Origin of the sequence: Aliidiomarina minuta (assembly GCF_003987145.1) — a bacterium.
Classification (GTDB): domain Bacteria; phylum Pseudomonadota; class Gammaproteobacteria; order Enterobacterales; family Alteromonadaceae; genus Aliidiomarina; species Aliidiomarina minuta.
In genome coordinates, this window is record NZ_PIPL01000003.1 from 246,055 (window position 1) to 272,327 (window position 26,273).

Here is a 26,273-nt window from a genome sequence, read left to right on the forward strand (position 1 = left end):
TATTAGTTTGTGACTGGTAGCTGCAGTGTAGCGCTTTTTGTCAGGCATTGAAAAAGGCAGTATGCGACCTCATTTGATCTGCATTGATTCAGTATTTAGTAACCGATTAAGAAGGCTATATATGTCAGCAGAGAACCCGTTACTTGAGGATTTTGTACACCCCCCGTTTTCCCGTATCAAACCGGAACATATTCAGCCTGCTGTTGAGCAGGCCATCGCTGAAAGTCGTGAGGTGATTGAGAAGGTGGCTGCCCAGGCGAACCCGGACTGGGCGTCCCTGGTTGAGCCTTTAGATCAGGCGGACGATAAATTAAGCCGCATCTGGTCGCCCGTATCGCACATGAATTCTGTGGTCAGTGAAGATAAGTTGCGTGAAGCTCATGACGCCTGTTTGCCTTTGCTGTCAGAATACAGCACCTGGGTTGGTCAACACCAGGGGCTGTACGAGGCCTATCAAAAATTGCATAACAGCGACGAATTTGCCCAGCTGAACAAAGCCCAGCAGCGTGTTATTACTGACACCTTGCGTGACTTTGTATTGTCCGGTGTAGCGTTAGACGCGGATGATAAAAAGCGCTACGGCGAGATCCAAAGCCGCCTGTCGGATTTAAGTTCAACCTTTAGCAATCAGTTGCTGGATGCTTCCAATAGCTGGTTTAAACAGGTAACTGAAGAGAAGCAATTATCAGGCCTGCCGGAAAGCGCTATCGCAGGCGCGGCTGAGCTGGCTAAAGAAAAAGAGTTAGAAGGCTGGGTATTTACTCTGGATATCCCTAGCTACCTGCCGGTGATGATGTATGCCGACGATCGCGCTTTGCGTGAAGAAATGTATAAAGCCTTCACTACCCGGGCGTCAGATCAGGGCCCGGAAGCCGGTAAGTTTGATAACAGCGAGGTCATGGATGAAACCCTGGCGTTGCGCCATGAATTGGCCAACCTGCTTGGCTTTGCTAATTTTGCTGAGTTGTCATTAGACACTAAAATGGCAGAGTCACCTAAACAGGTGCTGGATTTCCTGAATGATTTAGCGCAGCGTTCATTGCCGGCAGCCCGCAGCGAAGTGGAAGAAGTCAAAGCATTTGCAAAGCAAGAGCATGGCGTAGATGACTTAGCAGCCTGGGACATGGGGTATTACAGCGAGAAACTAAAGCAACAGACCTATTCAATTTCGGATGAAGTCTTACGGCCTTACTTTCCGGAACAACAGGTTGTAGAGGGTCTGTTTGAAGTCGCTAAACGTCTGTTCTCTGTACGCATTGAAGAAAAACAGGGAGTAGATACCTGGCATCCACAGGTGCGTTATTTTGAGATTTTCGACAGTGAGGGTGAGCATCGGGCCAGTTTTTATCTGGATTTGTATGCACGGGCGAAAAAGCAGGGTGGTGCCTGGATGGCCGAATGTGCAGTACGTCGTCGGTTACCTGATGGGCAGCTGCAAAAACCTATTGCCTACCTGACTTGCAACTTTAATAAGCCAGTGGGCGATAAGCCAGCGCTTTTCACCCATGACGAAGTCATTACCTTATTCCATGAATTCGGTCACGGCCTGCACCATATGCTGACTCAGATTGAGGTAGCTGGAGTTTCAGGTATTAACGGTGTGGCCTGGGATGCAGTGGAGCTACCGAGCCAGTTTTTAGAAAACTGGTGTTGGGAAGAAGAAGCCTTAAGCTTTATTTCTAAGCATTATGAAAGCGGCGAGACCTTACCTCAGGATTTGCTGCAGCGTATGCTGGCCGCGCGTAATTTCCAGTCGGCCATGCAAATGGCACGTCAGCTTGAGTTCTCGCTTTTTGATATGCGTCTGCATGCTGAATTCGACCCTGCTGAAGGGGCACAGATTCAACGTATTCTGGATCAGGTGCGGGAGCAGGTGTCGGTATTCCCACCACCTTCTTATAACCGTTTTCAGCATGGCTTTGGGCATATTTTTGCTGGGGGTTATGCAGCTGGGTATTATAGCTACAAGTGGGCTGAAGTTTTGTCTGCAGACGCCTTTTCTCGCTTTGAAGAAGAAGGCATTTTTAATCAGCAGGTTGGGCAGGACTTCTTACACGCCATTTTGGAGCGAGGCGGTAGTGATGATGCGATGCAGTTGTTCAAAAAATTTCGTGGTCGCGAACCGGATATATCCGCTTTATTGCGTCATTCAGGTATAGCGGCCTGAAACTGAAAAATCAGTAGCGGCGTCAGATGGCGCCGCTGACTTTCAGTACAGTACGAACGACAAAGCCCACACTCAGTAACATCAGTACGATAAGGACGATGCCCACTATGATATAGGGGGCCGGACTACCGTGAGAAAAATCACGTAAGCGCGCCTTTTCGGTTTGCACACCAAAGAAGGCGGCTACTACGCTAAAAAATACCTGTAACAGGTTGGGGCGCTTTTTCTCAGGTTCACTCATTTGTTGGTATATTGATTATCGGTTTGCTTTGCTGAAAACATCAATTCAATCAAATCCAGATAATGGAATTGGAAGGAGCGGCTACTAGCGAGCCAGCGTGGCCAACTTAGGCCATCTCCTTTCTCTCCTGGAGCTAAATCCAGCTGCTTACAATCGTAATCTGATGAGGGTGAGGACGTAACCCCATCCAGATGAACGCAAGGTTGATCTGCGGAAGCCATTAAATGAGCAGAGGTTTGCGTACCGACTACTACTGAGCCGAAGACCAGCACGGTGCCAAGCATCAACATCAGAGGTACATTTTTCATAGTCGGACCCATTTATAAGGTTGAAAGTTTTACATTGGTTAATTTAACACCAATGTAAAAACAGATCTACAGGTGAATGAAAGCCCTGCTACTGATAAACTATCGCCACTTTTGTGCAGGACTCTGGATATATGACCATGCAGAATAATGATTACTTGATTGCCCCTTCGATTTTATCCGCCGACTTTGCTCGCCTTGGAGAGGAAGTGGATAATGTGCTGGCCGCTGGTGCTGATGTAGTTCACTTTGATGTGATGGATAATCATTTTGTGCCTAACCTGACCATAGGCCCCATGATTTGTGATGCTTTGCGTAAGCATGGGGTAACTGCGCCTATAGACGTTCATCTTATGGTTGAGCCGGTAGACCGAATTATTCCTGATTTCGCTAAAGCGGGTGCTTCTATTATTACCTTTCATCCGGAAGCCTCCACCCATATCGACCGCACTTTGCAGCTAATTAAAGATCAGGGCTGTCAGGCCGGATTGGTTTTTAATCCCGCCACGCCCCTGCATTATCTGGATTATGTGATGGATAAAGTGGACGTTATTTTACTCATGTCAGTGAATCCTGGTTTTGGTGGTCAGTCCTTTATTCCTACTACGCTGGATAAATTACGGGAAGTACGTAAGCGCATTGATGTTAGTGGTCGTTCGATACGCTTAGAAGTTGATGGCGGTGTAAAAGTCGATAACATTCGTGACATTGCAGATGCTGGGGCTGATATGTTTGTTGCTGGTTCTGCTATTTTTGGTCAGCCCGATTACAAACAAGTCATTCAGGCCATGCGCGAACAACTGAAATAAATTTATATAAGGTATAAAAACACATGAACAAGCCAGTCGTACTCAGTGGGTGTCAGCCATCCGGTCAGCTTACTATCGGTAATTACATGGGGGCACTGCGCCAGTGGGTGACCATGCAGGACTCACATGACTGCAAATTTATGCTGGTCGATCTGCACGCTATTACCGTACGGCAGGACGCTAAAGCATTACGTCAGGCTTCTCTGGACGGTCTTGCTTTGTATATTGCCTGTGGTCTGGATCCAGCCAAAAGTACTATTTTCCTGCAGTCTCATGTGCCCGAGCATACTCAGCTAGCCTGGATTTTAAACTGTTATACGCAGATGGGTGAGCTTAATCGCATGACCCAATACAAAGATAAATCAGCGAAAAGTGAAGCCAATATGAATGCGGGGTTATTTACTTATCCTGTGCTTATGGCCGCTGATATTCTTTTGTACAATGCGAATCAGGTACCTGTTGGCAACGATCAGAAGCAGCATCTGGAGCTGGCGCGGGATATCGCCACTCGTTTTAATAATATCTATGGTGAGACTTTTGTGGTGCCGGACCCTTTTATTCCTGAACACGGCGCACGCATTATGAGCCTGCAGGATCCGCTAAAGAAAATGTCTAAGTCAGATGATAATGCCAATAATTTCATTGGTTTGCTGGAAGAACCAAAGAAAATAGCGAAAAAAATAAAACGTGCGGTAACCGATTCTGACGAGCAGGCACGCATTTATTTTGACCCTGAAGAAAAACCAGGGGTATCTAATTTACTGACTTTATTATCAGGTGCTACCGGACGCAGTATTGTTGACTTAGTACCTGAATATGAAGGCAAAATGTATGGTCATTTAAAAGGCGATGTGGCGGATGCGGTAGTGGCTATGCTGGAACCTGTGCAGCAGCGATATTTTGAGTTGCGCGAGGACCGGGCTGCGCTGGATGAAATCATGCGTAATGGCGCCGACAAAGCTCGTGAGTCAGCAGCAGCTACTCTTGCGCAGGTATATGACACTGTGGGATTTGTGGTGCCATCCAGATAAGGCTGACACCTATTAAAATGCGGTGCTCAGTCTAACTTACGCACCGCATTTTCCAGAGTTGCCGCACTGAATTCACCGATGTGGGTTGTATTGAGTCGCCCCTCAGAGTCAAAGAACAGCGTGGTAGGCAGCGCGTAAGAGCCTATCGCATCACTTATTTCCGAGTTTTTATCGAGCAACACGTGGGGCAGGTTGAGCCCCTGCTCCTGCAAAAAGTTTTCTACCAACTCTGAATCTTCGCCCTGATTAATCGTTAAGAAGGCCACTTCTGGCCATTTTGCCGCCGCATCCTCCAGCAAGGGCATTTCGCGCACGCAAGGCGGACACCAGCTCGCCCAAAGGTTAATAACTACAGGTTGCCCGGCAAAATCCTGGCTAAGATTAACCGATTCCTGTTGTAGGTTATAAAGAGAGGCCTGAGGAAATTCGGTTTGTTGTATCTGATACTGAAACAGTAAAGAGAGTAAAACCCCCGCCGTAACACCACCAAGGCTGGCCGTCGCGATAGCCTTACGAGCCAGAGGATAGCGGCGCAGTTCGTAAAGGCCCCAGGCTATACCTGCAATAAAGCCCGCGATCAGATTGAACCCCCCGTCACGTACGTTAAATATCTGCCACGGAGCACTGAAATAGCTATCGTAATAAATTATTACAAAAACGAGTCGGGCACTGATTAGTGCGACCGCTATAATTCTGAACACAGCATCTGCCGCTCCGACGTTCTGACGTCTACCAAGCCACCAGGCAATTGCCAGCGCCAGAACGCAGCTGAACAGGAAGATAAGGTGTTGGGTAGCGAAGGCAAAGGGTCCTGCAGTGACAGACATAAAGTCTCCGTGTTGTTATGATTTTTACATAGCTTACCTGCTGAAGCTGGCAAGGACTATAGTAAGCTAAGCCTTTAGCTCATGTGAGTACTGATTTTAAAAATAAGTATACAAGGAAAAGATGATGAATAGATTAATAAAGCTGGCAACATCTATGATGATGCTGCTTGTACTGAGCGCAGGACCTGCACAGGCGTCACTATTGTGGAAAGTAAGCGGTAATGAGCTGACTCAGCCTTCTTATCTATTTGGCACTATTCACGTAATCTGTGAAGACCGTTTTATCATGAACGACGCCATTGAAGACGCATTTGAGCAAAGTGAAACATTGGTAATGGAGCTGGATATTAGCGCTCCTGGCACCATGCAGAGGCTGCAGGCTCTCATGGTAAACGAAGAGGGTCCTTACCTGGACCGTTATCTGAGTGAAGAGCAGCTTGAAACCATAGATGCCTATTTTCGGGAAAATTTAGGTGCGGGTGTCGCCCAGCTGGGTGGGCTTAAACCGATGGCGCTGAATTCTATGGTTATGATCGGAGGCTTGCCCTGCGCCGACACTACCTCTTATGAAGTTTATTTCATGGAGCAGGCTGATGAGCAGGAAATACCTATTGTAGCGCTGGAAGATGTTGATTTTCAGATGGGGCTGTTTGATGAAATTCCTTTGCAGGAGCAGGTCGATTGGTTATGGGAAATGATCAGTGATAGCGAAACCGGCGAAGCTTTGATGGAGTCGATGGTTCAGGCCTACGCGGAACAGGATCTGGACGCACTGATGGAAATCATGATGGATGATCCTCAGTTCAATCACTATATGGAAATGTTTATTGATGAACGTAACCGCAACTGGGTTGCGCCTTTGCGTGAGCAGATGCATGAAAGCTCTGCCTTTATAGCGGTAGGTGCCGGGCATTTGCCGGGCGATCAGGGGCTGGTTAACTTATTGCGTGAAGCTGGATATGAAGTTGAGGCAATAGCGCAATAAATATAGAGCAATAAATAAAACGGCGGGCGCAGAAGTCCGCCGTTTTATTGTCTTCTGTTATAACTGGTTTAGCGGGACTTTAAGGTAGATTTTGCCATTACTTTCTACTGGAGGCATTTTCCCAGCACGAATGTTGACCTGAATAGATGGCAGTATCAGGCGTGGCATCTCTAACGTTGCATCACGGGCATCTCGCATTGCAACGAACTCCGCTTCAGAAACTTCATCGCGCACGTGAATATTATTGGCTCGCTGTCGGGCAACTGTGGTAAGAAACTCGTGCGAGCGCCCTTCTGGTGGATAGTCATGGCAGATGTACATCTTAGTATCATCTGGCATAGCTAATAGTTTCTTAATAGAGCGGTACAAGGTTTTCGAGCTGCCGCCGGGGAAATCGCAGCGCGCAGTACCTACATCAGGCAGGAACATAGTATCACCGACAAAAAGGGCCTGTTCATTGACTACATAAGCGAGATCTGCGGGCGTATGACCCGGTGTGTGCAAAACCCGGAAGCTCAGTTGACCGACTTTAAACTCTTCGCCATCAGCAAATAAGCGATCAAAATGTGCTCCATTGGGAAGAAACTCTTTTTCAAGGTTAAAAGTTTCTTTGAATATCTTCTGCACATCTTTGATGTGCTCACCAATACCTACTTTGGCGTTCAGCTGCTGGCACAGATAGGGGGCAGCAGACAAATGGTCGGCGTGAGCATGAGTTTCTAAGATCCACTCGATAGTAAGCCCTTCTTCATGGACAAAATTCACTATGTTCTGAGCACTGTCAGTTTTTGTGCGGCCCGACTTATAATCGAAATCGAGCACAGGGTCTATCACCACCCCTTTCCCCTTGGGTTTGTCATAGACTACATAGCTAAAGGTTTCGCTGTCCTCATCTAAGAACGCTTTGACTATAGGTGCAGGTAAGTTATGGGTGGTCATAATGCCTCCTGAGACATAGATTAACTGGTTGCTTAATTCGTATTGTTATATATATATTCTATTTGGTTATTTATCAAGTTATACTGTGTCTGATAAATCGATTGCGATCATGATTAAAATCAATAGTTGAATCGATTAAGAGCGGTATTGATAAAAACTAGTGAGTCACGCTGAAATTATAGACGTTGTCTTCTAAACTGTAGTTGTTCTACTATTATGCTTGCCCTAATAAAAGTATGGCGAGTGCGACAATTGGTATCAGGACGCCAGGTTACTACAAGAGTATAGTAGGTGTACTCACTATGAGCTATGAGGAGTAGCTGATGGAACTCGATCCCATTTTACTTTCGCGAATCCAGTTTGCGTTTGTTGTATCTTTTCACGCCATTTTCCCGGTTTTTACTATAGGTTTAGCTTCCTATATAGCCGTTCTTGAAGGCCTCTTTTATAAAACTGGCAATAAAGACTGGGAGCGTTTGTCTAAGTTCTGGCTGCAGGTTTTTGCCGTAGTTTTCGGTATGGGCGTGGTGTCCGGCATTGTCATGTCATTCCAGTTCGGTACGAATTGGAGTAATTTTTCTTATGCCACCGCTAATTTTCTGGGGCCGGTCCTCAGTTACGAGGTGCTGACTGCCTTTTTCTTAGAAGCCGCTTTTCTCGGCGTGCTTTTGTTCGGTCGCGATAAAGTTCCGCAGGGCGTCCATTTCTTCTCAGCAATGATGGTGGCAATTGGTACTTTTATTTCTTCATTCTGGATCCTGTCCGCCAATAGTTGGATGCATACGCCGGCCGGTGTAGAGATTCGTGAGGGACTCTTTTATGTGACAAGTTGGTCGGAAGCTATTTTCAACCCTTCCTTCTGGGTGCGGTTTTTCCACATGGGACTGGCTTCATTCCTGACCGGTGGTTTTGTAGTAGCAGGTGTTAGCGCCTGGTACCTGCTTTGCAAACGGGATGTTGAAATTCATAAAAAAGCCCTGTCCATGACTCTCTGGTTGTTGCTTTTTATTGCTCCAGCGCAGGTCGTGATGGGCGACATTCATGGTTTGAACACGCTTGAACATCAACCTATGAAAGTAGCTGCTATGGAAGGTAACTGGGAAACCAGCCGGGGTGTGCCTTTATTGCTTTTTGCTATCCCGGACAAGGAAAATCAGACTAACCATTTTGAAGTGGGAATTCCTAAATTAGCCAGCTTGATTCTGAAGCACGATTGGGACGGCGAAGTGCCTGGTTTAAATGAAGTACCCGTGGAAGAGCAGCCTGTGGTAGGTATTGTATTCTGGGCCTTCCGTATTATGGTTGCTGTGGGCATGTTGATGGTGGTCTTTGCTGTTGCTGGTCTGTTTATGCGCAAAGGAGGCCGTTATGCGACTTCGCCCTGGTTCTTAAACGGGCTCAGGCTGATGGCCGTGACCCCTTTCATTGCGGTACTTGCCGGTTGGCTAGTCACGGAAACGGGGCGTGCTCCCTGGCTGGTGTATGAGGTCATGACGCATGCGGAAGGTGTTACCCCTTCGCTCACCGGAGGTATGGCGTTATTCACCTTAATTGGTTATATCCTGGTTTATTCCCTGGTATTTGCGGCCGGTATCTATTATCTGATGCGCGTTCTGCGTGTTGGGGCTGAACCGGAAGCTGATAAGAAAGATCATCTGCAACGTCCGAAGCGGCCATTATCTGGCGCGGATGCCGCGTGGGAAGAAGGAGTTGAAAATCATGAATGAAGCAGGCTTTGATCTGGTCTATATCTGGGCGGGCATTATAGCATTTGGCATTATGATGTATGTGCTTATGGACGGTTTTGATCTTGGCTTAGGAATATTATTTCCCTTTGCCCCAGGTGACGAAGCCCGAGACGTGATGATGAACTCAGTAGCGCCGGTCTGGGATGGCAACGAAACCTGGCTAGTGCTCGGAGGAGCCGGCTTATTAGCGGCTTTCCCTCTGGTCTACTCGGTGTTTTTGCCCGCTTTGTATATTGGTGTGTTTTTGATGTTAGCGGGCCTTATTTTCCGCGGTATAGCCTTCGAATTTCGTTTTAAAGCCAAAACGTCACGCTATTTGTGGAACTGGGCTTTTGCGATAGGTTCGACCGTCGCTGCTTTTGCTCAGGGCGCCGTGGTAGGTACCTATATTCAGGGCTTTGCCACTGAAAACATGATCTATTCTGGTGGCGCATTCGACTGGCTGACACCTTTCACTGTGCTGACTGGCCTGGGTCTGGTGGCCGGTTATGCTCTGTTAGGGGCAACCTGGCTGATTATGAAATCTGAAGGTTATATTCAGGATTGGGCTTATAAAATCACCCCATGGTTGCTGTTGGCTGTGTTAGTGGTGTTTGCTCTAATCAGCGTATGGACTCCCTTTATTGATCCCTTTGTGGCCGAACGCTGGTTCTCTCAGGTGTCGGTAATCTGGCTCTTGCCCGTGCTGGCGTTAGTTTGTATCTGGCGTATCTGGAGTTCGGTACGTCAACGGCGTAATGGGACACCTTTTGTCGCCACTATGGGCATGTTTTTATTTACTTATTTAGGTCTGCTGGCCAGTAAATTTCCTTATGTGGTACCGCCTACCTATACCCTTTGGGATGCTTCGTCGGCGCATGAGTCACAACTGTTTTTGTTAATTGGTCTGATCTTCGTAATTCCTTTTGTGCTGGCTTATACGGCCTGGACTTATTGGGTATTCCGCGGCAAGGTTAAAGCGGGTGAGGGTTACCACTAAGTGGCTCAAAGCAGCCCAGCGAAGCATTACCTGAAGTCGCTGCAGAAACCTCTCGCGAGGCTTCTGCAGCGAACACGACTGGCGGGTCTGTTGCACGGGGTTAGTGTTATTGCCCAGTTCACATTGTTCGCCTGGTGGTTGCAACAGGTACTGATAGAAGAGCAAAAGGTGGCGGATACCTGGGCGGTGATTTTAGTACTGGTAGTTCTTGTTTTGTTGCGTACCTTGTTTGCTGCGTGGCAACAGCAACTAGCAGCAGATTGCGGACGGCTCGCCCAGCGAGAGGCCCGCTCTCGTTTACTAAAAGCCTGGCAGCAGCCTTTAGCCGGACGCCAGCAGTTAACCGATAAAGCCAGTACTGCAAACCTGATGCTTGAACCTGTCAACGGCCTCTATGGTTATTTTGCTCGCTTCCTGCCACAGCTCTGGATCGCAGCAGTGGTTCCCCTGTTGATTCTGATTGTGGTGGCCAGTCTGGATTGGGTCGCTGCTTTATTTTTGTTGTTTGCGGCGCCTATTATTCCTGCATTCATGGCTTTGGTTGGTATGGGCGCTGAACAACTGAATCAACGTCACTTTGAGACGACTCAGAAGCTGGCGGGTCTTTTTGTGGACAGGGTCAGGAACCTGACCAACCTGCAGTTGTTCACCGCAACCGATGAAGCAATTGAGGATGTCAGCTGGGCCAGCAATACCTGTCGTCAGGCAAATATGAAAACACTCCGTGTGGCTTTTTTATCGTCGGCAGTGCTGGAGTTTTTTGCGGCGGTAGCTATAGCAGCGGTCGCTATTTATGTCGGCTTTTCGTTGTTGGGTTATTTCACTTTTGGGCCGGCATCGGAGATGACTTTATTTAGCGGGCTTACGGTATTATTACTGGCACCCGAGTTTTTTCAGCCCCTGCGTACTCTCTCTCAGCATTACCATGATCGTGCCAGTGCGCTGGGTGCTGCTGCTTTGTTAGCGGCTGAACCCTCAGTGGAAGTGACAAACCCTCCCTCCTCCTCCGAGGTAATCGAAAATAGTCAGTCTATTCAAATCAGGCAGATGAGTTTTAGTTACCCTGGCATGTCGCAGCCGGTGTTTGAATCGCTAAATCATGCTTTTGCAAAAGGTCAGATTCATGTCATTCAGGGGCCGTCAGGCAGCGGTAAAAGCACCCTGATTCAGTTGCTACTGGGCTTTTTGCAACCTCAGCAGGGCTACATTCACTTATTGGGAAAAGCTCCGGGTAGTATGCCCATTGCCTATCTACCCCAGCGTCCATTTATTGTTCAGGGTAGTTTAGCTGACAACCTGCGGTTGGTTACACCGGAGGCCTCCGAGCCAGCGATGCTAGAGGCATTAAAGCAGGTCGCCTTACTGGATTTAGTAGAGACTTTGGAGAGCGGTTTACAAACTGAAATAGGTGAGCAGGGCACAGGTCTTTCCGGTGGAGAAGCACAACGACTGGCGCTAGCCCGGGTTTTTCTGCAGCCGACAGATATTATTATTATGGACGAACCAACGGCGGCGCTGGATACCGAAACCAGTGCATCGGTGCAGAGGGCATTGCAGCAATTGCGTGCAGCTGGTCATACTTTGCTGGTGGTTACCCATGATCAAAGCCTGCTGCCGATGGCTGATAGCGTAACCCGTCTGCCGGAGAGTCTGAATGTGGAATAGATCTGACTGGCAGCAGCTTTATCCCTGGTTGGCGCCGCTGTATCAGCAACCCTGGCGATTAGGGTCGGGCTTATTGCTAATGTTATTAACCGCCCTGGCAGGTATTGGTTTGCTGGGTGTGTCAGGCTGGTTTATTACCAGTGCGGCGGTGGCCTTGGTGGCATTTGATATTTATACGCCGGGTGGCGCAATACGTTTTTTCGCTTTATTACGAACTCTGAGCCGCTATCTGGAACGGTTGCGCAACCATGACCTGGTGCTGCGTATGCAGTCGCAATGGCGTGTGCAGTTGTTTTCTGGACTAGCACGACGACAGCCTCTGAGTACAAGACGTTATCGGGCTGCGCATATACTGCAACGGCTGACTCAGGATGTGGAGGCATTAGATAGCCTCCACCTCAGAATTCTGGCACCAACACTGGTTGCCGGGTTCAGCCTGGTAATTTTGTGTCTGCTGGTGGCTCTGTGGTTGCCATGGACTGCTCTGATTCTTTTTGTCTTACTGCTGAGCGGTAGCCTGTGTTTGTTAACCCTGTTAAGTCAGCAATTAAGCAGTGTGGCGAATCGGGAGCTAGGTGAAAGTGAGCGTTTACGTACTTTGGCTTTAGAGCATATAGAGGGGCAAGCCGAAATGCTGGCCTGGCAGGTACAGGCCACGCATGAGCATAGCTTAATAGCTTGCGCAGAGCGCATGGCAACAGAGCATGAGCAGGTGCAAAAGCAGCAAGGGCTGGCTCAGGCCTGGCTGGAAGGGGGCAGCCAGCTGTGCATGTTATTGCTGGCGTTCAGTGCGTTAATAGCTTTTCAGCAGGAAGCCCTGACGGCGCCGGTTGCGGTATTATTACCGCTGGCATTGCTGGCGCTTCCGGAAGTATTGCTGGCGTTGCCTCAGGCCGGTGCTGTATGGGGCCGCGTGGTGGGTGCGGCTGGGCGGCTAAATACACAGGTGCTCAGTATTCAGCGGGAGACACAAGCCAGGCGTGTGACTGAAATCTTAGTAGAAACCCCGGTCGCTCTGACTTTCGAAAAAGTAAGTGTCCACTATCAGCAGCGACGCATATGGCAAAACCTGTCGCTGCATTTTGCAGCGGGCAGTATTCAGGTTGTAAGTGGTCCTTCCGGTGTTGGCAAAAGTAGCCTGGCGCATCTTGCCGCGGGTCTTGCGGTAGCTCAGGAAGGCCGTGTACTGGTCGATGGCAGACCGGTTGAAGATTATGCAAACTGGTACCAGCAAGTTGCTTACCTGACACAGGAAAGTGCCTTATTGTCGTCGAGCATCGAGCATAATTTACGGCTTGGCAATGCAGACGCCAGCACCGAAGAGTTATGGCAGGTTTTACAGGCTGTAGAGCTGGACGTGTTGGTAAAGAGTTTGCCGGAAGGTCTGCAAAGCTGGACTGGCGATGGTGGCTGTCGGCTATCCGGTGGTCAGGCCCGACGTCTGGCACTGGCGCGGGCGTTATTAAAAAGCGCACCGCTGCTGATTCTTGATGAACCTTTTCGCGCTATTGATGCTGACAGCGAAAAACGAATTAGTCGCAACATTTTACCCTGGTTGCAAAAGCGTACTGTCTTTATGATTGCGCATCAGACTGATTTATTACCGGTCGAATATCAGCGCCTGCAACTTGGTTAATAGTAGCCACGGGCAATATTATTCTTGCCCTGTTGCTTTGCCTGGTACATGGCTTTATCGGCTGCCATCATAAGGTCTGAAGAAGCCCCAATCTGGCCGCGTTCAGAGCAATACACCCAACCGACAGAAACCGTTACTGGCCATTTTTCTCGTGTAAATAATTTGACTACCTGGTCGCATATTCGTTGTAGCGCAATCAGTGTTTGTTTTTCGTTGCTCTCGGCAAGGATAATGGCAAATTCGTCGCCCCCAATACGGGCGATTAGATCCCGGCTACGGCATAATTGATTAAGAAAATGGCCAAATTTTTGCAACAGCAAATCGCCAATCTGATGCCCTTCCGTATCGTTCACCTCTTTGAAATTATCCAAATCCAGATAAGCCAGCGAAAAAGCAATATTGTGGTATTCAAGTTGAGTGAGATGGTTATCAAGAGCGGTGGAAAAAGCACGGCGATTGGGCAGGCCAGTTAATGAGTCTGTTTGCGCGTGGTGACGCTGCTTTTCCAGTTCCAGGCGAATTTGCTCTTCTGCATTCTGGCGTTTCGAATCATCACGAATGATAGCCACTGCGTAGTCTTTTTCGTCCAGGCGAATTTTACTGATCATTATATCGATGGCAAATATTTCGCCGCTGGAACGCTGCCCGGTAAGCACCAGGTCCTGGCCCATTTTGCGTTGAGCCGGATGTTCAAAAAAATTACTAACTTGCTGGTGATGGCTTTGTCGGCGTGGTAGCGGTAGCAGTATATCCAGAGGCTGCTGCAGTAAATCAGAGGTTGGGTAACCGAACATGCGGGCTGCGTTTTTATTACTGAGTTGTATAATACTACTGCTATCGATAATTATTGCAGCATCAGGGATTGTTTCAAGAAACAACGCGTAGGTTTGAAAATTATCCATATACATCATTCAACTGAGAGAATCCGCTTAACGCAAGAGAGGTATACTATATAGGTAAATCGTTTGCGACAATACGCCATTAGTGTGCTTGTGATTACTTAACAGGCACAAATTTGTTTTTACGCAAAGGTAAGTTGATCTCATATCCTTGCACACATTCGTTATGCCTATGGTAATATGCAGCCCCAAAATCTGATTGCCTGAGAAGCGGGTTGCGGTGTGAATAAATGCTGGTAATGATCGATAATTATGATTCGTTCACGCATAATCTGATGCGTTATTTTTGCGAGCTCGGGCAGCAGGTTAAAGTGTTTCGCAACGATGAAATTAGTCTCGATGCTATACAGGCAATGCAGCCAACGGGCCTGATTATATCGCCAGGCCCTGGAACTCCGGATAGCGCTGGAATCACGTTACCTGCTATTGAATACTTTGCTTCCCGACTACCTGTGCTGGGGGTTTGCCTGGGTCATCAGGCCATAGGCCAGGTATTTGGCGCGAAAGTAGAACGTGCTGCACAGGTTATGCATGGCAAACGATCAGTTATCCGGAACAATGGGCAGGGTCTGTTTAGTGGTCTGCCGGAGCGTTTCGCAGTGACCCGGTATCATTCACTGGTATTGTCGCGAAAAGACTTTCCTGCAGAGCTCAAGATCGATGCCTGGGTGGACGATAACCCAACTACAGATATTATGGCGATTCGTCATGCCCATTTGCCTGTATTTGGTGTTCAGTTTCATCCGGAGTCTGTGGTAACCGAGCACGGCCATTTTGTTTTGCGCCGGTTTTGTCAGTCAGCAGGAATAGCGGTGACAGACCTTTCCATAATACCTGAATACCAGGGTAGTTTGCAGCAGTTAGGGTGTAATAGGAGTTAGTACACATTGTCGCAGTATAAACAGTTTCGGGTGTCTACCCAGAATGGTACGGATGATCGCCTGTCTTTACTTAACCGCCGGTTTATCAATTATTTGATAAGTCTGAATTTCGCCCGTGGCCAATATATGGCAGAAGAAGGGTTGGAAGAAGACGAAGATTATGAAACCCGCGAATTGTTGGCTGTTGAACAGCACCAGCGGGCTGAGAAAGCACGTAAAAATGCAGTTCAGGACCGTCAGCGTGAAGAAGTCGAGAAACTGTTGCATGCGCGCGTGTATAAAGAAATAGAAAAACGTCTTCAGGATCATGAATATATCTGCGAGCGCGTGTTAGGTATTCCGGCAAGTACACCTAAACTGCTTGATGCTATTCATGCTCCGTCCACCACATCACGTCAGGTGGAGCAGTTAGCGACCAACCTCGACTGGTTGCAGATCGGGCTGGTTAAAATTGTCAATATGCCACCTTTTGCGGACCCTAATGATTCTAAACGGGCAAAAATAACCAATTTCCGGGGTGCCCTTAATTTTGTCGGTGCTGTGGATTTATGTGTCATTGTGCCAGCGCTTGCTATGCAAAGTTGGCTTCCGCCTGCCGAGCCACCTTTTAGTCTGTTACGACGGAAACTCTGGCAACATGTATTAGGCACCGGCATTCTGACACAGCGTTTAGCTGAATTAGATGGCAAGCTGGATCCCGCGGTAGCTTTTGCCGCTGGCATTTTTCATGAAATGGGCAAAGTCGTGCTGGCCAGACTTTTTCTGTTGGTGTTTGACGATGTGCGCTCACGAATGTTTGATACCTTCCGTAAAGACCCTCATTCGCGCCGCTACAATGCGTTATTAGAAATTAAGCCGGATCAGCAGTTTTTGCGTGACTTAATGCTACAAAAGGAACGTGAGGTAACCGGTAATCTGTTTAAGGGTTTTGCCTTCCAGCGTTTGCCGTTAGATGCAATTTACGAAGAATTTGCTGCGGCTCGTAGTATTAAAGATACTACCGGTTACGCGCGAATTCTGACGCAGGCAAATACTTATAGTGAGTTTCGTTTGTTGCATGCAGCGAATCTGGCGACACTGGAAGACGGTAAAAAAATGTTCGCCAATGTCCGGTTAAGCGGTAAAACCATCCTCGAATTGCGTAAATTACATCTGAAAAAGCTGATTTTAAGTCGCGGTCGTGAAAGTTAATAAATAATTTTATGCGTAAGTATCCACCTCTATTGAGGCTAGTCGGATACTTATGCAGTTCTTCTGAAAGTCTACTTACAGCTGCACCCTGAGCAGGGTACTGACGCAGACAAAGGGCCTTATTTCTGGCATACTAAGCAACCTGAATTCCGATTCTTAAGATTACCCAGGAGTGTATTGATATGTCTGAGGCAATGCCTGTTTCACGCGCGTTATTCGATGAGGTCATGGTACCTAATTACAATCCATCCGCTTTTATTCCGGTAAAAGGTAAGGGCTCTCGTGTATGGGACCAGGACGACCGCGAATATGTCGATTTCGCTGGTGGTATTGCGGTTAATTGTTTAGGCCACTGCCACCCGGCTATGGTTGATGCGCTCACCGAGCAAGGCAACAAAATCTGGCACCTGGCTAATGTGATGACCAACGAGCCGGCTTTGCGCCTCGCGAAGAAGCTGACTCAGGCTACTTTTGCAGAACGTGTTTATTTTGCTAACTCGGGCGCAGAAGCCAATGAAGCGGCTCTTAAACTGGCGCGCCGTTGGGCACTGGAAGAACATGGTGTTGAGAAACAGCAGATTATTGCTTTTCAGAAAGGTTTCCATGGACGCACCTTCTTTACTGTGACCGTAGGCGGTCAGGCCGCGTATTCTGACGGTTTTGGACCTAAGCCTGGCGCTATTGAACACGTAGAATACAATGATCTGTCGAGCCTGGAAGCTGTTATTTCAGACCAAACCTGTGCAGTAATGATAGAGCCGCTGCAAGGTGAAGGCGGTGTGGTTCCTGGCGAGAAAGAATTTTTAGCGGGAGTACGTAACCTTTGTGACAAGCACAATGCCCTGCTTATTTTTGATGAAGTCCAGACTGGTTTCGGTCGTACCGGAACCCTGTATGCCTATGAACAAAGTGGTGTGACACCGGACATTCTGACGTCAGCGAAAGCTCTGGGCGGTGGTTTCCCAATTGGCGCTATGCTCACCACCAGTGCTATTGCAGCACACCTTAAACCGGGTACTCACGGCAGTACTTATGGTGGCAATCCTTTAGCCTGCGCCGTTTCAGAAGCAGTGATGGATGTGGTTAATACACCCGAAGTGTTGAACGGTGTTAAGCAACGAGAGCAAATGTTCCGTGAAAAGCTGCAGGCTATTAATGCTAAGTATGACGTATTCAGTGAAGTTCGTGGTCAGGGTCTGTTGTTAGGCGCGGCGTTGAACGATAAGTTTAAAGGTAAATCACGAGAGTTTTTACTGGCTTCTGCGGAGCATGGTCTGATGGTTTTAATTGCTGGTGCCGATGTGGTTCGTTTTACGCCGTCGCTGGTAATTCCGCAGGAAGATATTGAAGAAGGTCTGCAACGGTTTGAAAAAGCAGTAGCTCAGGTGGTTGCCAGTCATGGCTAAAGGGAAGCAGGGGCCACTGATTATCCGCCCGATCACCGAGGCGGATTATGATGCTTTATATCAGTGTGCTATTGAATCAGGTCATGGCTTTACGTCATTACCGGTTGATGAAGAATTGCTGCGCCGGCGTATTTCGCGTGCGCAGCGCGCCTTTGTCGCCAGTAGTATTAAACAACCTGGTGAAGAGGGTTATTTATTTGTCATGGAAGATACCAGTGATGGCTCTATTGCTGGTGTCAGTGGCATCGAAGCCGCCGTAGGCTTATCGGAAGCTTTTTATCATTATCATCTGGGTAAAGTAGTGCATCATTCACCGAAGCACGGTGTTTATAATGCGCTGGAAACACTAACGCTGTGTAATGACTACACCGGGGTATCTGAGCTTTGCACCTTGTTCTTGCGTGAAAAGTACCGCAAAGGGCGCAATGGAAGGGCTTTGTCAAAATTCCGCCTGTTATTTATGACTGAGTTTAAAAAGAGATTCTCGACCAATGTTTTCGCAGAAATGCGAGGTGTGTCTGATGAGAATGGACGTTCTCCGTTCTGGGACTGGCTGGAAAGACACTTCTTCACCATGGACTTTCCGCGTGCCGATTATTTAACCGGAATTGGCGATAAAACCTTTGTGGCAGAGCTTATGCCGCGTTTCCCAATTTACGTGAATATGCTGGATAAAGCGGCGCAGGAAGTTGTAGGTAAGGTACATCCTAACACTTTGCCCGCGTTAAAACTGCTGCAGTCTGAAGGACTGCGTTTTCGTAATTATGTGGATATTTTTGATGGCGGTCCCACAGTGGAAGGGGAATTAAGCCAGTTGCGTACGGTACGTAACAGTTGCCTGCGCACCGTTAAAACAGGCGTCCCGCAGGACCCTGAAAATTATTTATTATGTAACCAGCAACTGGAAAACTTTCGTGCCTGTCAGGGCAATGTGAGTGTTCAGGATGATGAAGTCATAGTCGACGTTGAAACCGCAGCAGCGCTGCAGGTTAGCAACGGCGACCAGATACGAATTGCACCTCTGTAAGGAGATTGAATATGTCAGCAACAGATTCTAATACTACACACTGGATTAACGGTAAGTGGCAGGTGGGTGAAGGCGAGTCCTTTTCTTCTATTGACCCGGCTCGTAATCAGCCTGTGTGGGAAGGTAAAGCAGCTACTGAAGGCCAGGTGGACCAGGCCATAATGGCTGCTCGTGCAGCTTTCCCTGCCTGGGCGCGCCGACCATTTGAAGAGCGATTGGCAATTGCTAAGCGGTTTTCTGAGTTGCTGGAAGAGAATAAAGAAGAGTTGGCACTGACTATCGCCCAGGATACCGGTAAGCCGGTCTGGGAAGCTCGTACAGAGGTCGGTGCAATGACAGGCAAGGTCGCTATTTCTGAGCGTGCTTATCACGAGCGCACGGGAACAGTAGAAAATCCGATGCCAGGCGCTAAAGCTTTTATTCGCCATCGTCCGCATGGTGTTGTTGCAGTTTTCGGCCCTTATAATTTCCCTGGTCACCTGCCAAATGGACATATAGTGCCGGCTTTACTGGCTGGTAATACCGTCGTTTTTAAACCGAGTGAAATGACGCCACTCGTGGCTCAAAAAACTATGCAGCTGTGGCAGCAGGCTGGTATTCCAGACGGTGTTCTGAATCTGGTGCAAGGGCTTGTTGCTACTGGCAAAGCCCTGTCTGCACATCCGCAAATGGATGGCCTGTTCTTCACTGGCTCTTCAACTACAGGAAAATTGCTGCACGAACAGTTTGGCGGGCGGCCTGATAAAATTCTGGCACTGGAAATGGGCGGTAATAACCCATTAATCGTTAAAGATGTGGCTGATGTTGATGCTGCAGTGCATGATATTGTGCAGTCGGCTTTTATTACCAGCGGCCAGCGTTGCACTTGTGCACGTCGGTTATTTATTGAGAATAGTGCTAATGGCGACGCAATTCTGCAGCGTTTAGTAGAAGTGACCAAGCAAATTGAAGTTGCTGACTACGAAGCGGAACCTGCAACCTTTATGGGCGCGATGATTTCAGCCAAAGCGGCGGCTGGTATGGTGGCTGCACAGCAACAAATAGTGGAACTTGGCGGTCAGGTGCTGGTCGGAATGAAACAGCATGAGGCTGATAAAGGCTTTGTGACGCCAGGCATTATTGATGTTACTGATGTCTCATTGCCCGACGAAGAACACTTTGGGCCTTTGCTTAAAGTCTACCGTTATAATGAGCTGGATGCGGCTATAGCAGAAGCTAACAATACCAGCTTTGGCTTGTCGGCAGGTTTATTGGCAGATGATAAAGCTGTGTACGATGACTTTTTATTACGTATCCGGGCAGGTATAGTGAACTGGAATAAGCCCATTACTGGTGCCAGCAGCGCAGCACCTTTTGGTGGGATTGGTGCCAGTGGCAACCATAGAGCAAGTGCTTACTATGCGGCTGACTACTGTGCTTATCCGGTTGCGTCTGTGGAAGCTGATAAAGTTGAGCTTCCGCAAAAGCTGGCTCCGGGACTTTCATTTTAAAAAGAGCTTAGATAGCCTTTTATTTATAAATGAGTGGACAGATGATTGTAGAAACGGATGGCTACATTGAACTGGTTCAGTATTTAACTGAACAGCTCGATGTATTTGAAGAAAAGGTGCCTGCTTCTGAGCAGGCTCCTTTTACAGTGCGTGAGCAGCTCGAGGAATCGCTGTCAGACAGTATTATGCGTGTTTGTCAGCAGCATGATATGGATAAAGATGTGCGTCTTGATATTGTGCGTGAAGCCGATGCGATCCTCTATGACTTAGAAGAAGTGCTGGCGTCCGTACTAAATACGCACCCCAGCCCTCGGCAGCAGGAGTTTATTAATGAGTTTACCGGGTTAGTGAAGAATCTGCTGGATGACCGGTTACAGCGTAAAGTAGCTAGCTAATAGCGCTGAGAAGCACTGTTGCGTTTCTCAATAAGTTCAGCAATTAATGGAGTCAGTATCAGCTCCATAGCCAGCGCCATTTTGCCGCCTGGCACTACCAGCGTATTGATACGGGACATAAAAGAACCGTTTATCATTTGCAGCAGATAGGGGAAGTCGACTTTTTTCATGCCTCGAAATCGAATCACCACGAAACTTTCATCCAGGGAAGGAATATCTTTTGCACTGAAAGGATTGGAAGTGTCTACTGTCGGTACACGCTGGAAATTAATATGAGTGCGTGAAAACTGCGGTACTATATGGTGTATATAGTCTTCCATGCTGCGCACAATGCTTTGCGTTACTGCCTCCCGGGAGTGACCTCTTTCAGAAGTGTCGCGCAGTAGTTTCTGAATCCATTCCAGGTTTACGATAGGCACCATGCCTATCAGTAAGTCGACATGGCGGGCGACGTCGAAATCACTTCCAGCTACACCACCATGCAAACCTTCGTAAAAAAGCGCATCAGTTTTTTCTTCCAGCGGTTCCCAGGGCGTAAAAGTACCTGGCATTTGATTGTAAGGAACCGCGTCATCAAAGCTGTGCAGATAACGGCGACTTGAGCCCTGACCTGTTTCACTATAGTCGGAAAATAACTTTTCCAGTTGTTCGAAGTCATTAGCTTCAGGGCCAAAATAACTGATATGTTTACCTTGTTCCTGGGCTCTGCGGATAGCCAGATCCATTTCCGGGCGGGAGAAGCGGTGAAAGCTGTCACCTTCTACGAAAGCAGCATTAACATCCAGATTGCGGAAAATGTGGCGCAACGCCTGCCCTGTGGTGCTGGTCCCTGCTCCTGATGAGCCTGTCACGGCTATTATAGGGTGCTGTACTGACATGAGGTCTTCCTTTAATAATGTGGCGGTGGCTCGTCAACGACCTGTTCATCACTATGATCCGGAGCCTGATCAATTCGTTGCGCCAGTAATTTAAGGTGCCTTTTAAATAATGCCAGCTCCTGATTCTGTTCCGCTATTAATTTATTCAACTGATCAATAGTATCTTCCTGAAAAGCGACCTGGCTTTCCAGTTTCTCAAGTCTTTGGCTAAGCGTTTGTTCGTTCATGGTTCAAATAAAGTCCCTAGCTGCCAGCGTTCACCGAAGCCAGCACTGTTTTCAGTAATGATGTGCCCTGATTGTCCAATAAAAGCGACCGCAATGACAGCCGCACGAGGCGGATAATCACCTTCCCGGCCTGAAACTTGAGTGGCGGCCAGACGCTTTCCATCTGTAGTTCGCCAGATTTCGACGTGGCGGGAGGGCGAGCCGGTAACTATATATTGTCCATCGCCAGAAAATGCAGCGCTTATAAATACTTTGTATCGATTATGGTGTTGCAGGCTGGTGACGAGTTGTCCTGACGTTAAGTCCCAGATATCTGCCTGTTGCCCGGTAGCGGTAAAGGCCTGACTGCCGTCGGGGTTTAATCGTACCTGAGTAATACGCGCCTCAGCCGGAAACTCATGTATAACCTGCCCGCTCTGGGTGTCCCAGAGTATGCTTTTGTGGTCATCGGCACCACTTAAAACATAGCGGCCATTTGGAGAGATATCTATACTATTAATACGTTCGCTATGACCAAAAAACTCTATACGACGTCCACTTATCGGCTCAAATACCACGATAACGCCGTCACCGCGGCCGAGAGCGATCACCCGCCCTTGATTGGAAACGGCAATATCCCGTATTCGAGACTCGTCATTACGCCAGTAGCCCATCACTTCGCCACTGGTTGTATTCCACAGCGCGAGGGTTTCGCCACTGGCCGCCACCGCCACTTGATTATCCGCGGAAATATCCACCGCCCTGATCTGTGCAATACCCTGATCGTCCTGCTGCCAGTTATGAATCAGCTGATTGTCCGCAGAATATAACAATAGCCCATGCTCGCTGCTGGCAAGCAATGAAAATTGACCATCGTGAGATATCGCTGCTGCCTGAATGCGGGATTCAGCCCGCTCATGACGACTGACATGTTCAGCCGACGGCGTACAGGCCTGTAAAAAACTGATAAGCCCAATACTAAGACATAAAGTGCGCCATAATTTTGCCATTGGTCATGCTTTCCTTTATGTGTACACTAAGCTAGTTTACTCATTTAACTGTTACACAGTCATACTAATTTTGGAATAAGCCTTATGAACATTATGTTTAAGTCGTTTGCCGTCTCTGCATTGGCACTCGCAATTGTTGGTTGTAGTGAACCTTATCAGGTGCAGGATATCGAACAGGCGTCAGACGATGACCGTCAGGCCTATGCCCTGGGTACTTCGGTTGGCCAGTATGTGAAAGAGAACCTGGACATGCAGGAAGAGTCTGAAATCATGCTGGACCGTGACATTGTAATTGCTGCTTTTATTGACGCGGTGAATGATAATTCACAAATGGATGAAGAAACGACAGGTGAATTACTGACCGAATTACGTACTCGGGTTATGGAAGTTCGTGAGGGCGCAGCTCGCAGTGAGGGTGAAGCTTACCTGGCTGAGAATGCTGAGCGAGAAGGTGTGCAGGTTACTGACTCAGGTCTGCAGTACGAAGTAATTCGTGAAGGCGACGGTGAAAGACCGGAAGCCAGTGATTTTGTTCAGGTGCATTACCGCGGTACTTTAGTATCGGGTGAAGTTTTCGACAGCTCTTATGACCGTGGTGAACCGGCGTCTTTCCCGCTGGATCGTGTTATTAGTGGATGGACGGAAGGTCTTCAACTGATGTCTGAAGGTGCTCATTATCGTTTTGTCATTCCTTCTGACCTGGCTTATGGTGATCGTGAAGTGGGCGGTGGCTCTATTCCTCCTCATTCTACTTTGATCTTCGAAGTTGAGTTGCTTGAGATTCTCGACGAAAGTCCGGAAGGCTTATAATCATCCAAAACAAGCATCAAAAACGGCGCCTGCAGGTAGGCGCCGTTTTAATTAGTTGTTAAAGTTCTTGCTACTAACCAAGCAGAGCTTGCTGTTCTTCCAGCATATTGAGTAGCTTATCTTCCAATTCCATTCGCATTTCCAAAGCTTCACCAAGCGTTGAAAGATCCTGATCAAACTTAGGTAAGGCATCGTCGTCATTGATTTCTGCGTAGTTATCGTTAAAGTTCAACGCTTGTTCTGTCGTTACACTAATAAGCGGGTAGACTTGTTGTGACAGTGCGTAAGCTTTTTCGTCGCTGATTTTGGCATTCTCAATCAGATGACTGTATATCTCAAAATGACCGGTTGAAACATAGTCAACCAGAATCTCACAGAAGTGTTTAATCTGGTCCGCGGTGGGTAAGCTTTCTGAATCACGGCCATAAGGTGGAAGCCCAGCCATCTGACAGTATAAAATAAGCAGCTCCTGGCGTTCTTCCAGCCAGTGATCAAGTGCCTGATGGTGTCCGCCCCAGCGTTTCTGAGCGTGTTCATTACGGCTTAACATATTAACTCCTTGGTCGGTTTTCGTTTCCATTTGATCGAAAAAGTTGACCAAATAAGCTTTTAATTTACTTTGTCCTAAAGGCCGGGGTCAACTGCTTTTACTATATTTACAAGGAAACGCTCATGATTTACCCGCGTCCGGAAACAAGCCTAAAAAATGAATCAATATGGTTACTTGTGCATAGTAAAAATGTTATGCAAGCCGACGAAGGCGAGATTTTACCATGCGCCAGTGGGGCGCAAATGGCAAGTTTTTGTGATGCCAGTGAATATATTGCGCAAATCGGCGAATATGAAGGAAAGAAGGTATATCTGCTGGTGATGCCGGATAGCCCGGAACTCCCTGGATATAGTTTTCAGCCATTGCGTACACTTCTGGCGAAGTTAGATAGCCAACTCTTTGCCCTTGCTGGCCGAGCCTGTCAGATTGCGCACTTTATTAAAACGCACAATTTTTGTAGCCATTGCGGTGAACCATTGCAGGAAGTGTTGGATGAACTGGCTGTGTATTGCACTGTCTGCGACTACCGCACTTATCCGCGTATTTCACCTTGCATCATAGTGGCGGTGCATCGGCCTGGGGAAATTTTGCTGGCACGGGGCAGTCGTCACCCAGAGGGACTTTATTCTGTCCTCGCTGGGTTTGTCGAAAGTGGCGAGTCACTGGAGCAGACGGTGCACCGTGAAGTATTTGAAGAAGCTGGCATTGATATTAAGAACGTGACTTATGTTACCAGTCAGCCCTGGCCTTTCCCGCATTCGTTAATGGCGGGTTTTATTGCCGAGCATGCAGCTGGCGAGATAAAACTCGATGGTATTGAACTATTGGAAGGAGGATGGTTTTCTTTGCGTAATTTACCGCAGACACCGCCTTCCGGAACTATTGCTGCCACCCTGATTGAAGAAGTGATAAAAGCACAGCGCATATAATTGGCTGGGTACTTACGGTTAGACGCGAGCCTTGATAGAATCGAGACTGAATTAATTAGAGGAATAGAATGCATGAGCAATGCCCTGAAAAACGATCGTTATCTGCGTGCCCTGGCCCACCAGCCGGTTGATCGCACGCCTATATGGATGATGCGACAGGCCGGTAGATATTTACCAGAATACCGTGAAATCCGCAAAGAAGCAGGCGACTTCATGACCCTGTGCCGCAATCCAGAGCTGGCTTGTGAAGTTACTTTGCAGCCCTTGCGTCGTTTTCCACTGGATGCTGCGATCTTATTTTCAGATATTCTGACGATTCCCGATGCGATGGGGCTGGGACTTTACTTTGAAGCCGGTGAAGGGCCTAGGTTTGAGTTTCCATTGCGTAGCTTTTCGGATATTCAGAAGCTACCAGTACCGGACCCTGAAGATGAGCTGCGTTATGTGATGGATGCAGTGCGCACTATTCGTCGGGAGTTAAAAGGTGAAGTGCCTTTGATCGGTTTTTCAGGCAGCCCCTGGACTTTAGCTACTTATATGGTGGAAGGTGGAAGCACCAAGAACTTTGCTTTAATCAAAGAAATGGCTTTTGCAGAACCGGAAGCGCTGCATTTATTACTGCATAAACTTGCACAATCGGTGACTTCTTATTTAAATGCGCAGATAGCTGCAGGTGCTCAGTCAGTGATGATTTTCGACACCTGGGGTGGAGTCTTGTCACCACGTGATTATCGTGAGTTTTCATTAAGTTACATGCGTCAGATAGTTGAAGGCCTGACTCGCGAAGCCGATGGCCGTCATGTGCCTGTAACCTTGTTCACTAAGAATGGCGGACAATGGCTGGAAGCCATGGCAGCAACAGGATGTGACGCTTTAGGGATTGACTGGACGACGGATTTGGGCGATGCCCGAACTCGGGTAGGGCAAAAAGTAGCTTTGCAGGGCAACATGGATCCCTCTGTTTTATATGCTTCTCCAGAGCGTATTCGTCAGGAAGTGCAAATTATTCTGGATAGTTATGGAAGTGGCAGCGGGCATGTATTTAATCTGGGTCATGGTATACATCCGGGCGTCAATCCAGAACACGCCGGGGCCTTTATTAAAGCGGTTCAGGAACTTAGCGCCGGCTATCATAATAATTGATTTTTGCGACCAGTTTCCCTTAAAAAGCGTTGAGAAGTGCAGCGTGACTTTCGCGTTGCGCTACAATGGGGCGGCATATATCAGGACTGAATGTAACTTGAGCTAGAGGGCAGTATGGCAAAGCGT

General features: G+C 48.0%; 26 protein-coding genes. 17 read left to right on the forward strand and 9 right to left on the reverse strand.

Annotated features, from left to right (window positions below; all coding sequences use genetic code 11):
• Positions 1 to 121 precede the first annotated feature (121 nt).
• Positions 122 to 2,167 carry an oligopeptidase A gene (prlC, locus tag CWE09_RS12890; protein WP_126804465.1) on the forward strand — a complete coding sequence of 682 codons (2,046 nt, stop codon included), beginning with the start codon at positions 122 to 124 and terminating at the stop codon, positions 2,165 to 2,167.
• Positions 2,168 to 2,189: 22 nt separating this feature from the next.
• Here prlC and CWE09_RS12895 read toward each other — a convergent pair whose 3' ends face one another.
• Together CWE09_RS12895 and CWE09_RS12900 are read right to left on the reverse strand one after the other, a co-directional pair.
• Positions 2,190 to 2,408 carry a DUF2970 domain-containing protein gene (locus CWE09_RS12895; protein WP_126804466.1) on the reverse strand — a complete coding sequence of 73 codons (219 nt, stop codon included), beginning with the start codon at positions 2,406 to 2,408 and terminating at the stop codon, positions 2,190 to 2,192.
• Positions 2,405 to 2,716 carry a hypothetical protein gene (locus CWE09_RS12900; protein ID WP_126804467.1) on the reverse strand — a complete coding sequence of 104 codons (312 nt, stop codon included), beginning with the start codon at positions 2,714 to 2,716 and terminating at the stop codon, positions 2,405 to 2,407. The genes CWE09_RS12895 and CWE09_RS12900 overlap by 4 nt, the downstream gene beginning before the upstream one ends.
• Positions 2,717 to 2,847: 131 nt before the next feature.
• Between CWE09_RS12900 and rpe the strand changes: the two genes are divergently transcribed.
• Together rpe and trpS are read left to right on the forward strand one after the other, a co-directional pair.
• Positions 2,848 to 3,522 carry a ribulose-phosphate 3-epimerase gene (rpe, locus tag CWE09_RS12905; RefSeq protein ID WP_198679795.1) on the forward strand — a complete coding sequence of 225 codons (675 nt, stop codon included), beginning with the start codon at positions 2,848 to 2,850 and terminating at the stop codon, positions 3,520 to 3,522.
• Between the two features lie 23 nt (positions 3,523 to 3,545).
• Entirely contained in the window at positions 3,546 to 4,553 is a 1,008-nt protein-coding gene (gene trpS / locus CWE09_RS12910) for a tryptophan--tRNA ligase (RefSeq protein WP_126804468.1), read from the forward strand.
• Positions 4,554 to 4,579: 26 nt separating this feature from the next.
• Here trpS and CWE09_RS12915 read toward each other — a convergent pair whose 3' ends face one another.
• Positions 4,580 to 5,380, reverse strand: a complete 801-nt coding sequence (locus CWE09_RS12915) for a TlpA disulfide reductase family protein (RefSeq protein ID WP_126804469.1) — start codon at positions 5,378 to 5,380, stop codon at positions 4,580 to 4,582.
• Positions 5,381 to 5,501: 121 nt separating this feature from the next.
• Here CWE09_RS12915 and CWE09_RS12920 point away from each other — a divergent pair, with 121 nt between their 5' ends.
• Positions 5,502 to 6,365 (forward strand): TraB/GumN family protein, encoded by an 864-nt coding sequence (locus CWE09_RS12920; RefSeq protein WP_126804470.1) that lies wholly within the window; start codon positions 5,502 to 5,504, stop codon positions 6,363 to 6,365.
• A 57-nt stretch (positions 6,366 to 6,422) separates the two neighbouring features.
• Here the strand turns inward: CWE09_RS12920 and CWE09_RS12925 are convergent, their stop codons facing one another.
• Positions 6,423 to 7,304 carry an MBL fold metallo-hydrolase gene (locus CWE09_RS12925; protein WP_126804471.1) on the reverse strand — a complete coding sequence of 294 codons (882 nt, stop codon included), beginning with the start codon at positions 7,302 to 7,304 and terminating at the stop codon, positions 6,423 to 6,425.
• A gap of 323 nt (positions 7,305 to 7,627) precedes the next feature.
• On the opposite strand from CWE09_RS12925, the gene CWE09_RS12930 reads away from it, so the two are divergent.
• From CWE09_RS12930 to cydC, 4 genes are read left to right on the forward strand one after another with little or no spacing between them, the layout of a single operon-like run.
• Positions 7,628 to 9,031, forward strand: coding sequence for a cytochrome ubiquinol oxidase subunit I (locus tag CWE09_RS12930; protein WP_126804472.1), 1,404 nt, complete (start codon positions 7,628 to 7,630; stop codon positions 9,029 to 9,031).
• Positions 9,024 to 10,031: a cytochrome d ubiquinol oxidase subunit II gene (gene cydB, locus CWE09_RS12935; protein ID WP_126804473.1), complete on the forward strand. Its 1,008-nt coding sequence runs from the start codon at positions 9,024 to 9,026 to the stop codon at positions 10,029 to 10,031. Before CWE09_RS12930 ends, cydB begins: the two co-directional genes overlap by 8 nt.
• Positions 10,032 to 11,696, forward strand: coding sequence for a thiol reductant ABC exporter subunit CydD (gene cydD / locus CWE09_RS12940; RefSeq protein WP_126804474.1), 1,665 nt, complete (start codon positions 10,032 to 10,034; stop codon positions 11,694 to 11,696).
• Positions 11,686 to 13,332: a thiol reductant ABC exporter subunit CydC gene (gene cydC / locus CWE09_RS12945; protein ID WP_126804475.1), complete on the forward strand. Its 1,647-nt coding sequence runs from the start codon at positions 11,686 to 11,688 to the stop codon at positions 13,330 to 13,332. The genes cydD and cydC overlap by 11 nt, the downstream gene beginning before the upstream one ends.
• On the opposite strand, the gene CWE09_RS12950 is transcribed toward cydC, so the two are convergent.
• Entirely contained in the window at positions 13,329 to 14,234 is a 906-nt protein-coding gene (locus tag CWE09_RS12950) for a sensor domain-containing diguanylate cyclase (protein WP_198679796.1), read from the reverse strand. The two genes, cydC and CWE09_RS12950, sit on opposite strands and share 4 nt — an antisense overlap.
• A 227-nt stretch (positions 14,235 to 14,461) precedes the next feature.
• Between CWE09_RS12950 and CWE09_RS12955 the strand changes: the two genes are divergently transcribed.
• The 6 genes from CWE09_RS12955 (at position 14,462) to CWE09_RS12980 (ending at position 20,621) form a co-directional block, all read left to right on the forward strand.
• Complete coding sequence (locus tag CWE09_RS12955) at positions 14,462 to 15,112, forward strand: anthranilate synthase component II (RefSeq protein WP_126804477.1); 651 nt, start codon at positions 14,462 to 14,464, stop codon at positions 15,110 to 15,112.
• A gap of 6 nt (positions 15,113 to 15,118) precedes the next feature.
• Positions 15,119 to 16,303 (forward strand): HDOD domain-containing protein, encoded by a 1,185-nt coding sequence (locus tag CWE09_RS12960; protein ID WP_126804478.1) that lies wholly within the window; start codon positions 15,119 to 15,121, stop codon positions 16,301 to 16,303.
• A gap of 194 nt (positions 16,304 to 16,497) precedes the next feature.
• Complete coding sequence (locus tag CWE09_RS12965) at positions 16,498 to 17,709, forward strand: aspartate aminotransferase family protein (RefSeq protein ID WP_198679802.1); 1,212 nt, start codon at positions 16,498 to 16,500, stop codon at positions 17,707 to 17,709.
• The gene (astA, locus tag CWE09_RS12970; RefSeq protein ID WP_126804480.1) at positions 17,702 to 18,736 is read left to right on the forward strand and encodes an arginine N-succinyltransferase; all 1,035 of its coding nucleotides are present in this window, start codon (positions 17,702 to 17,704) and stop codon (positions 18,734 to 18,736) included. The genes CWE09_RS12965 and astA overlap by 8 nt, the downstream gene beginning before the upstream one ends.
• An 11-nt stretch (positions 18,737 to 18,747) precedes the next feature.
• The gene (gene astD / locus CWE09_RS12975) at positions 18,748 to 20,226 is read left to right on the forward strand and encodes a succinylglutamate-semialdehyde dehydrogenase (RefSeq protein WP_126804481.1); all 1,479 of its coding nucleotides are present in this window, start codon (positions 18,748 to 18,750) and stop codon (positions 20,224 to 20,226) included.
• A gap of 41 nt (positions 20,227 to 20,267) precedes the next feature.
• Positions 20,268 to 20,621, forward strand: a complete 354-nt coding sequence (locus CWE09_RS12980; RefSeq protein ID WP_126804482.1) for a DUF3802 family protein — start codon at positions 20,268 to 20,270, stop codon at positions 20,619 to 20,621.
• On the opposite strand, the gene CWE09_RS12985 is transcribed toward CWE09_RS12980, so the two are convergent.
• From CWE09_RS12985 to CWE09_RS12995, 3 genes are read right to left on the reverse strand one after another with little or no spacing between them, the layout of a single operon-like run.
• Positions 20,618 to 21,499, reverse strand: coding sequence for a phosphoribulokinase (locus CWE09_RS12985; RefSeq protein WP_126804483.1), 882 nt, complete (start codon positions 21,497 to 21,499; stop codon positions 20,618 to 20,620). The two genes, CWE09_RS12980 and CWE09_RS12985, sit on opposite strands and share 4 nt — an antisense overlap.
• 11 nt (positions 21,500 to 21,510) lie before the next feature.
• Positions 21,511 to 21,726 (reverse strand): SlyX family protein, encoded by a 216-nt coding sequence (locus tag CWE09_RS12990; RefSeq protein ID WP_126804484.1) that lies wholly within the window; start codon positions 21,724 to 21,726, stop codon positions 21,511 to 21,513.
• Positions 21,723 to 22,715, reverse strand: coding sequence for a WD40 repeat domain-containing protein (locus CWE09_RS12995; protein ID WP_126804485.1), 993 nt, complete (start codon positions 22,713 to 22,715; stop codon positions 21,723 to 21,725). Before CWE09_RS12995 ends, CWE09_RS12990 begins: the two co-directional genes overlap by 4 nt.
• A gap of 84 nt (positions 22,716 to 22,799) precedes the next feature.
• Between CWE09_RS12995 and CWE09_RS13000 the strand changes: the two genes are divergently transcribed.
• A complete protein-coding gene (locus tag CWE09_RS13000; protein ID WP_126804486.1) occupies positions 22,800 to 23,525 on the forward strand; it encodes a BamJ family beta-barrel-assembly machinery protein in 726 nt (241 codons plus the stop codon).
• Between the two features lie 73 nt (positions 23,526 to 23,598).
• Here CWE09_RS13000 and rsd read toward each other — a convergent pair whose 3' ends face one another.
• On the reverse strand, positions 23,599 to 24,075 hold the full coding sequence (gene rsd / locus CWE09_RS13005) for a sigma D regulator (RefSeq protein WP_126804487.1): 477 nt from the start codon (positions 24,073 to 24,075) through the stop codon (positions 23,599 to 23,601).
• 122 nt (positions 24,076 to 24,197) lie between these two features.
• On the opposite strand from rsd, the gene nudC reads away from it, so the two are divergent.
• Together nudC and hemE are read left to right on the forward strand one after the other, a co-directional pair.
• Positions 24,198 to 25,004: an NAD(+) diphosphatase gene (gene nudC / locus CWE09_RS13010; RefSeq protein WP_126804488.1), complete on the forward strand. Its 807-nt coding sequence runs from the start codon at positions 24,198 to 24,200 to the stop codon at positions 25,002 to 25,004.
• Positions 25,005 to 25,076: 72 nt separating this feature from the next.
• Positions 25,077 to 26,147: a uroporphyrinogen decarboxylase gene (gene hemE / locus CWE09_RS13015; RefSeq protein ID WP_126804489.1), complete on the forward strand. Its 1,071-nt coding sequence runs from the start codon at positions 25,077 to 25,079 to the stop codon at positions 26,145 to 26,147.
• Positions 26,148 to 26,273 lie beyond the last annotated feature (126 nt).

Excerpts from the sequence above, each read along its gene's own strand:
- prlC (WP_126804465.1), top strand. The coding sequence starts at position 122 with ATGTCAGCAGAGAACCCGTTACTTGAGGATTTTGTACACCCCCCGTTT.
- CWE09_RS12915 (WP_126804469.1), bottom strand. The coding sequence starts at position 5,380 with ATGTCTGTCACTGCAGGACCCTTTGCCTTCGCTACCCAACACCTTATC.
- astA (WP_126804480.1), top strand. The coding sequence starts at position 17,702 with ATGGCTAAAGGGAAGCAGGGGCCACTGATTATCCGCCCGATCACCGAG.
- nudC (WP_126804488.1), top strand. The coding sequence starts at position 24,198 with ATGATTTACCCGCGTCCGGAAACAAGCCTAAAAAATGAATCAATATGG.
- trpS (WP_126804468.1), top strand. The coding sequence starts at position 3,546 with ATGAACAAGCCAGTCGTACTCAGTGGGTGTCAGCCATCCGGTCAGCTT.
- rsd (WP_126804487.1), bottom strand. The coding sequence starts at position 24,075 with ATGTTAAGCCGTAATGAACACGCTCAGAAACGCTGGGGCGGACACCAT.
- CWE09_RS12955 (WP_126804477.1), top strand. The coding sequence starts at position 14,462 with ATGCTGGTAATGATCGATAATTATGATTCGTTCACGCATAATCTGATG.
- CWE09_RS12965 (WP_198679802.1), top strand. The coding sequence starts at position 16,498 with ATGCCTGTTTCACGCGCGTTATTCGATGAGGTCATGGTACCTAATTAC.
- cydB (WP_126804473.1), top strand. The coding sequence starts at position 9,024 with ATGAATGAAGCAGGCTTTGATCTGGTCTATATCTGGGCGGGCATTATA.
- cydC (WP_126804475.1), top strand. The coding sequence starts at position 11,686 with ATGTGGAATAGATCTGACTGGCAGCAGCTTTATCCCTGGTTGGCGCCG.
- CWE09_RS12950 (WP_198679796.1), bottom strand. The coding sequence starts at position 14,234 with ATGGATAATTTTCAAACCTACGCGTTGTTTCTTGAAACAATCCCTGAT.
- CWE09_RS12925 (WP_126804471.1), bottom strand. The coding sequence starts at position 7,304 with ATGACCACCCATAACTTACCTGCACCTATAGTCAAAGCGTTCTTAGAT.
- CWE09_RS13000 (WP_126804486.1), top strand. The coding sequence starts at position 22,800 with ATGAACATTATGTTTAAGTCGTTTGCCGTCTCTGCATTGGCACTCGCA.
- CWE09_RS12980 (WP_126804482.1), top strand. The coding sequence starts at position 20,268 with ATGATTGTAGAAACGGATGGCTACATTGAACTGGTTCAGTATTTAACT.
- CWE09_RS12920 (WP_126804470.1), top strand. The coding sequence starts at position 5,502 with ATGATGAATAGATTAATAAAGCTGGCAACATCTATGATGATGCTGCTT.
- CWE09_RS12990 (WP_126804484.1), bottom strand. The coding sequence starts at position 21,726 with ATGAACGAACAAACGCTTAGCCAAAGACTTGAGAAACTGGAAAGCCAG.
- CWE09_RS12895 (WP_126804466.1), bottom strand. The coding sequence starts at position 2,408 with ATGAGTGAACCTGAGAAAAAGCGCCCCAACCTGTTACAGGTATTTTTT.
- CWE09_RS12985 (WP_126804483.1), bottom strand. The coding sequence starts at position 21,499 with ATGTCAGTACAGCACCCTATAATAGCCGTGACAGGCTCATCAGGAGCA.
- CWE09_RS12995 (WP_126804485.1), bottom strand. The coding sequence starts at position 22,715 with ATGGCAAAATTATGGCGCACTTTATGTCTTAGTATTGGGCTTATCAGT.
- CWE09_RS12930 (WP_126804472.1), top strand. The coding sequence starts at position 7,628 with ATGGAACTCGATCCCATTTTACTTTCGCGAATCCAGTTTGCGTTTGTT.
- astD (WP_126804481.1), top strand. The coding sequence starts at position 18,748 with ATGTCAGCAACAGATTCTAATACTACACACTGGATTAACGGTAAGTGG.
- rpe (WP_198679795.1), top strand. The coding sequence starts at position 2,848 with ATGACCATGCAGAATAATGATTACTTGATTGCCCCTTCGATTTTATCC.
- hemE (WP_126804489.1), top strand. The coding sequence starts at position 25,077 with ATGAGCAATGCCCTGAAAAACGATCGTTATCTGCGTGCCCTGGCCCAC.
- CWE09_RS12900 (WP_126804467.1), bottom strand. The coding sequence starts at position 2,716 with ATGAAAAATGTACCTCTGATGTTGATGCTTGGCACCGTGCTGGTCTTC.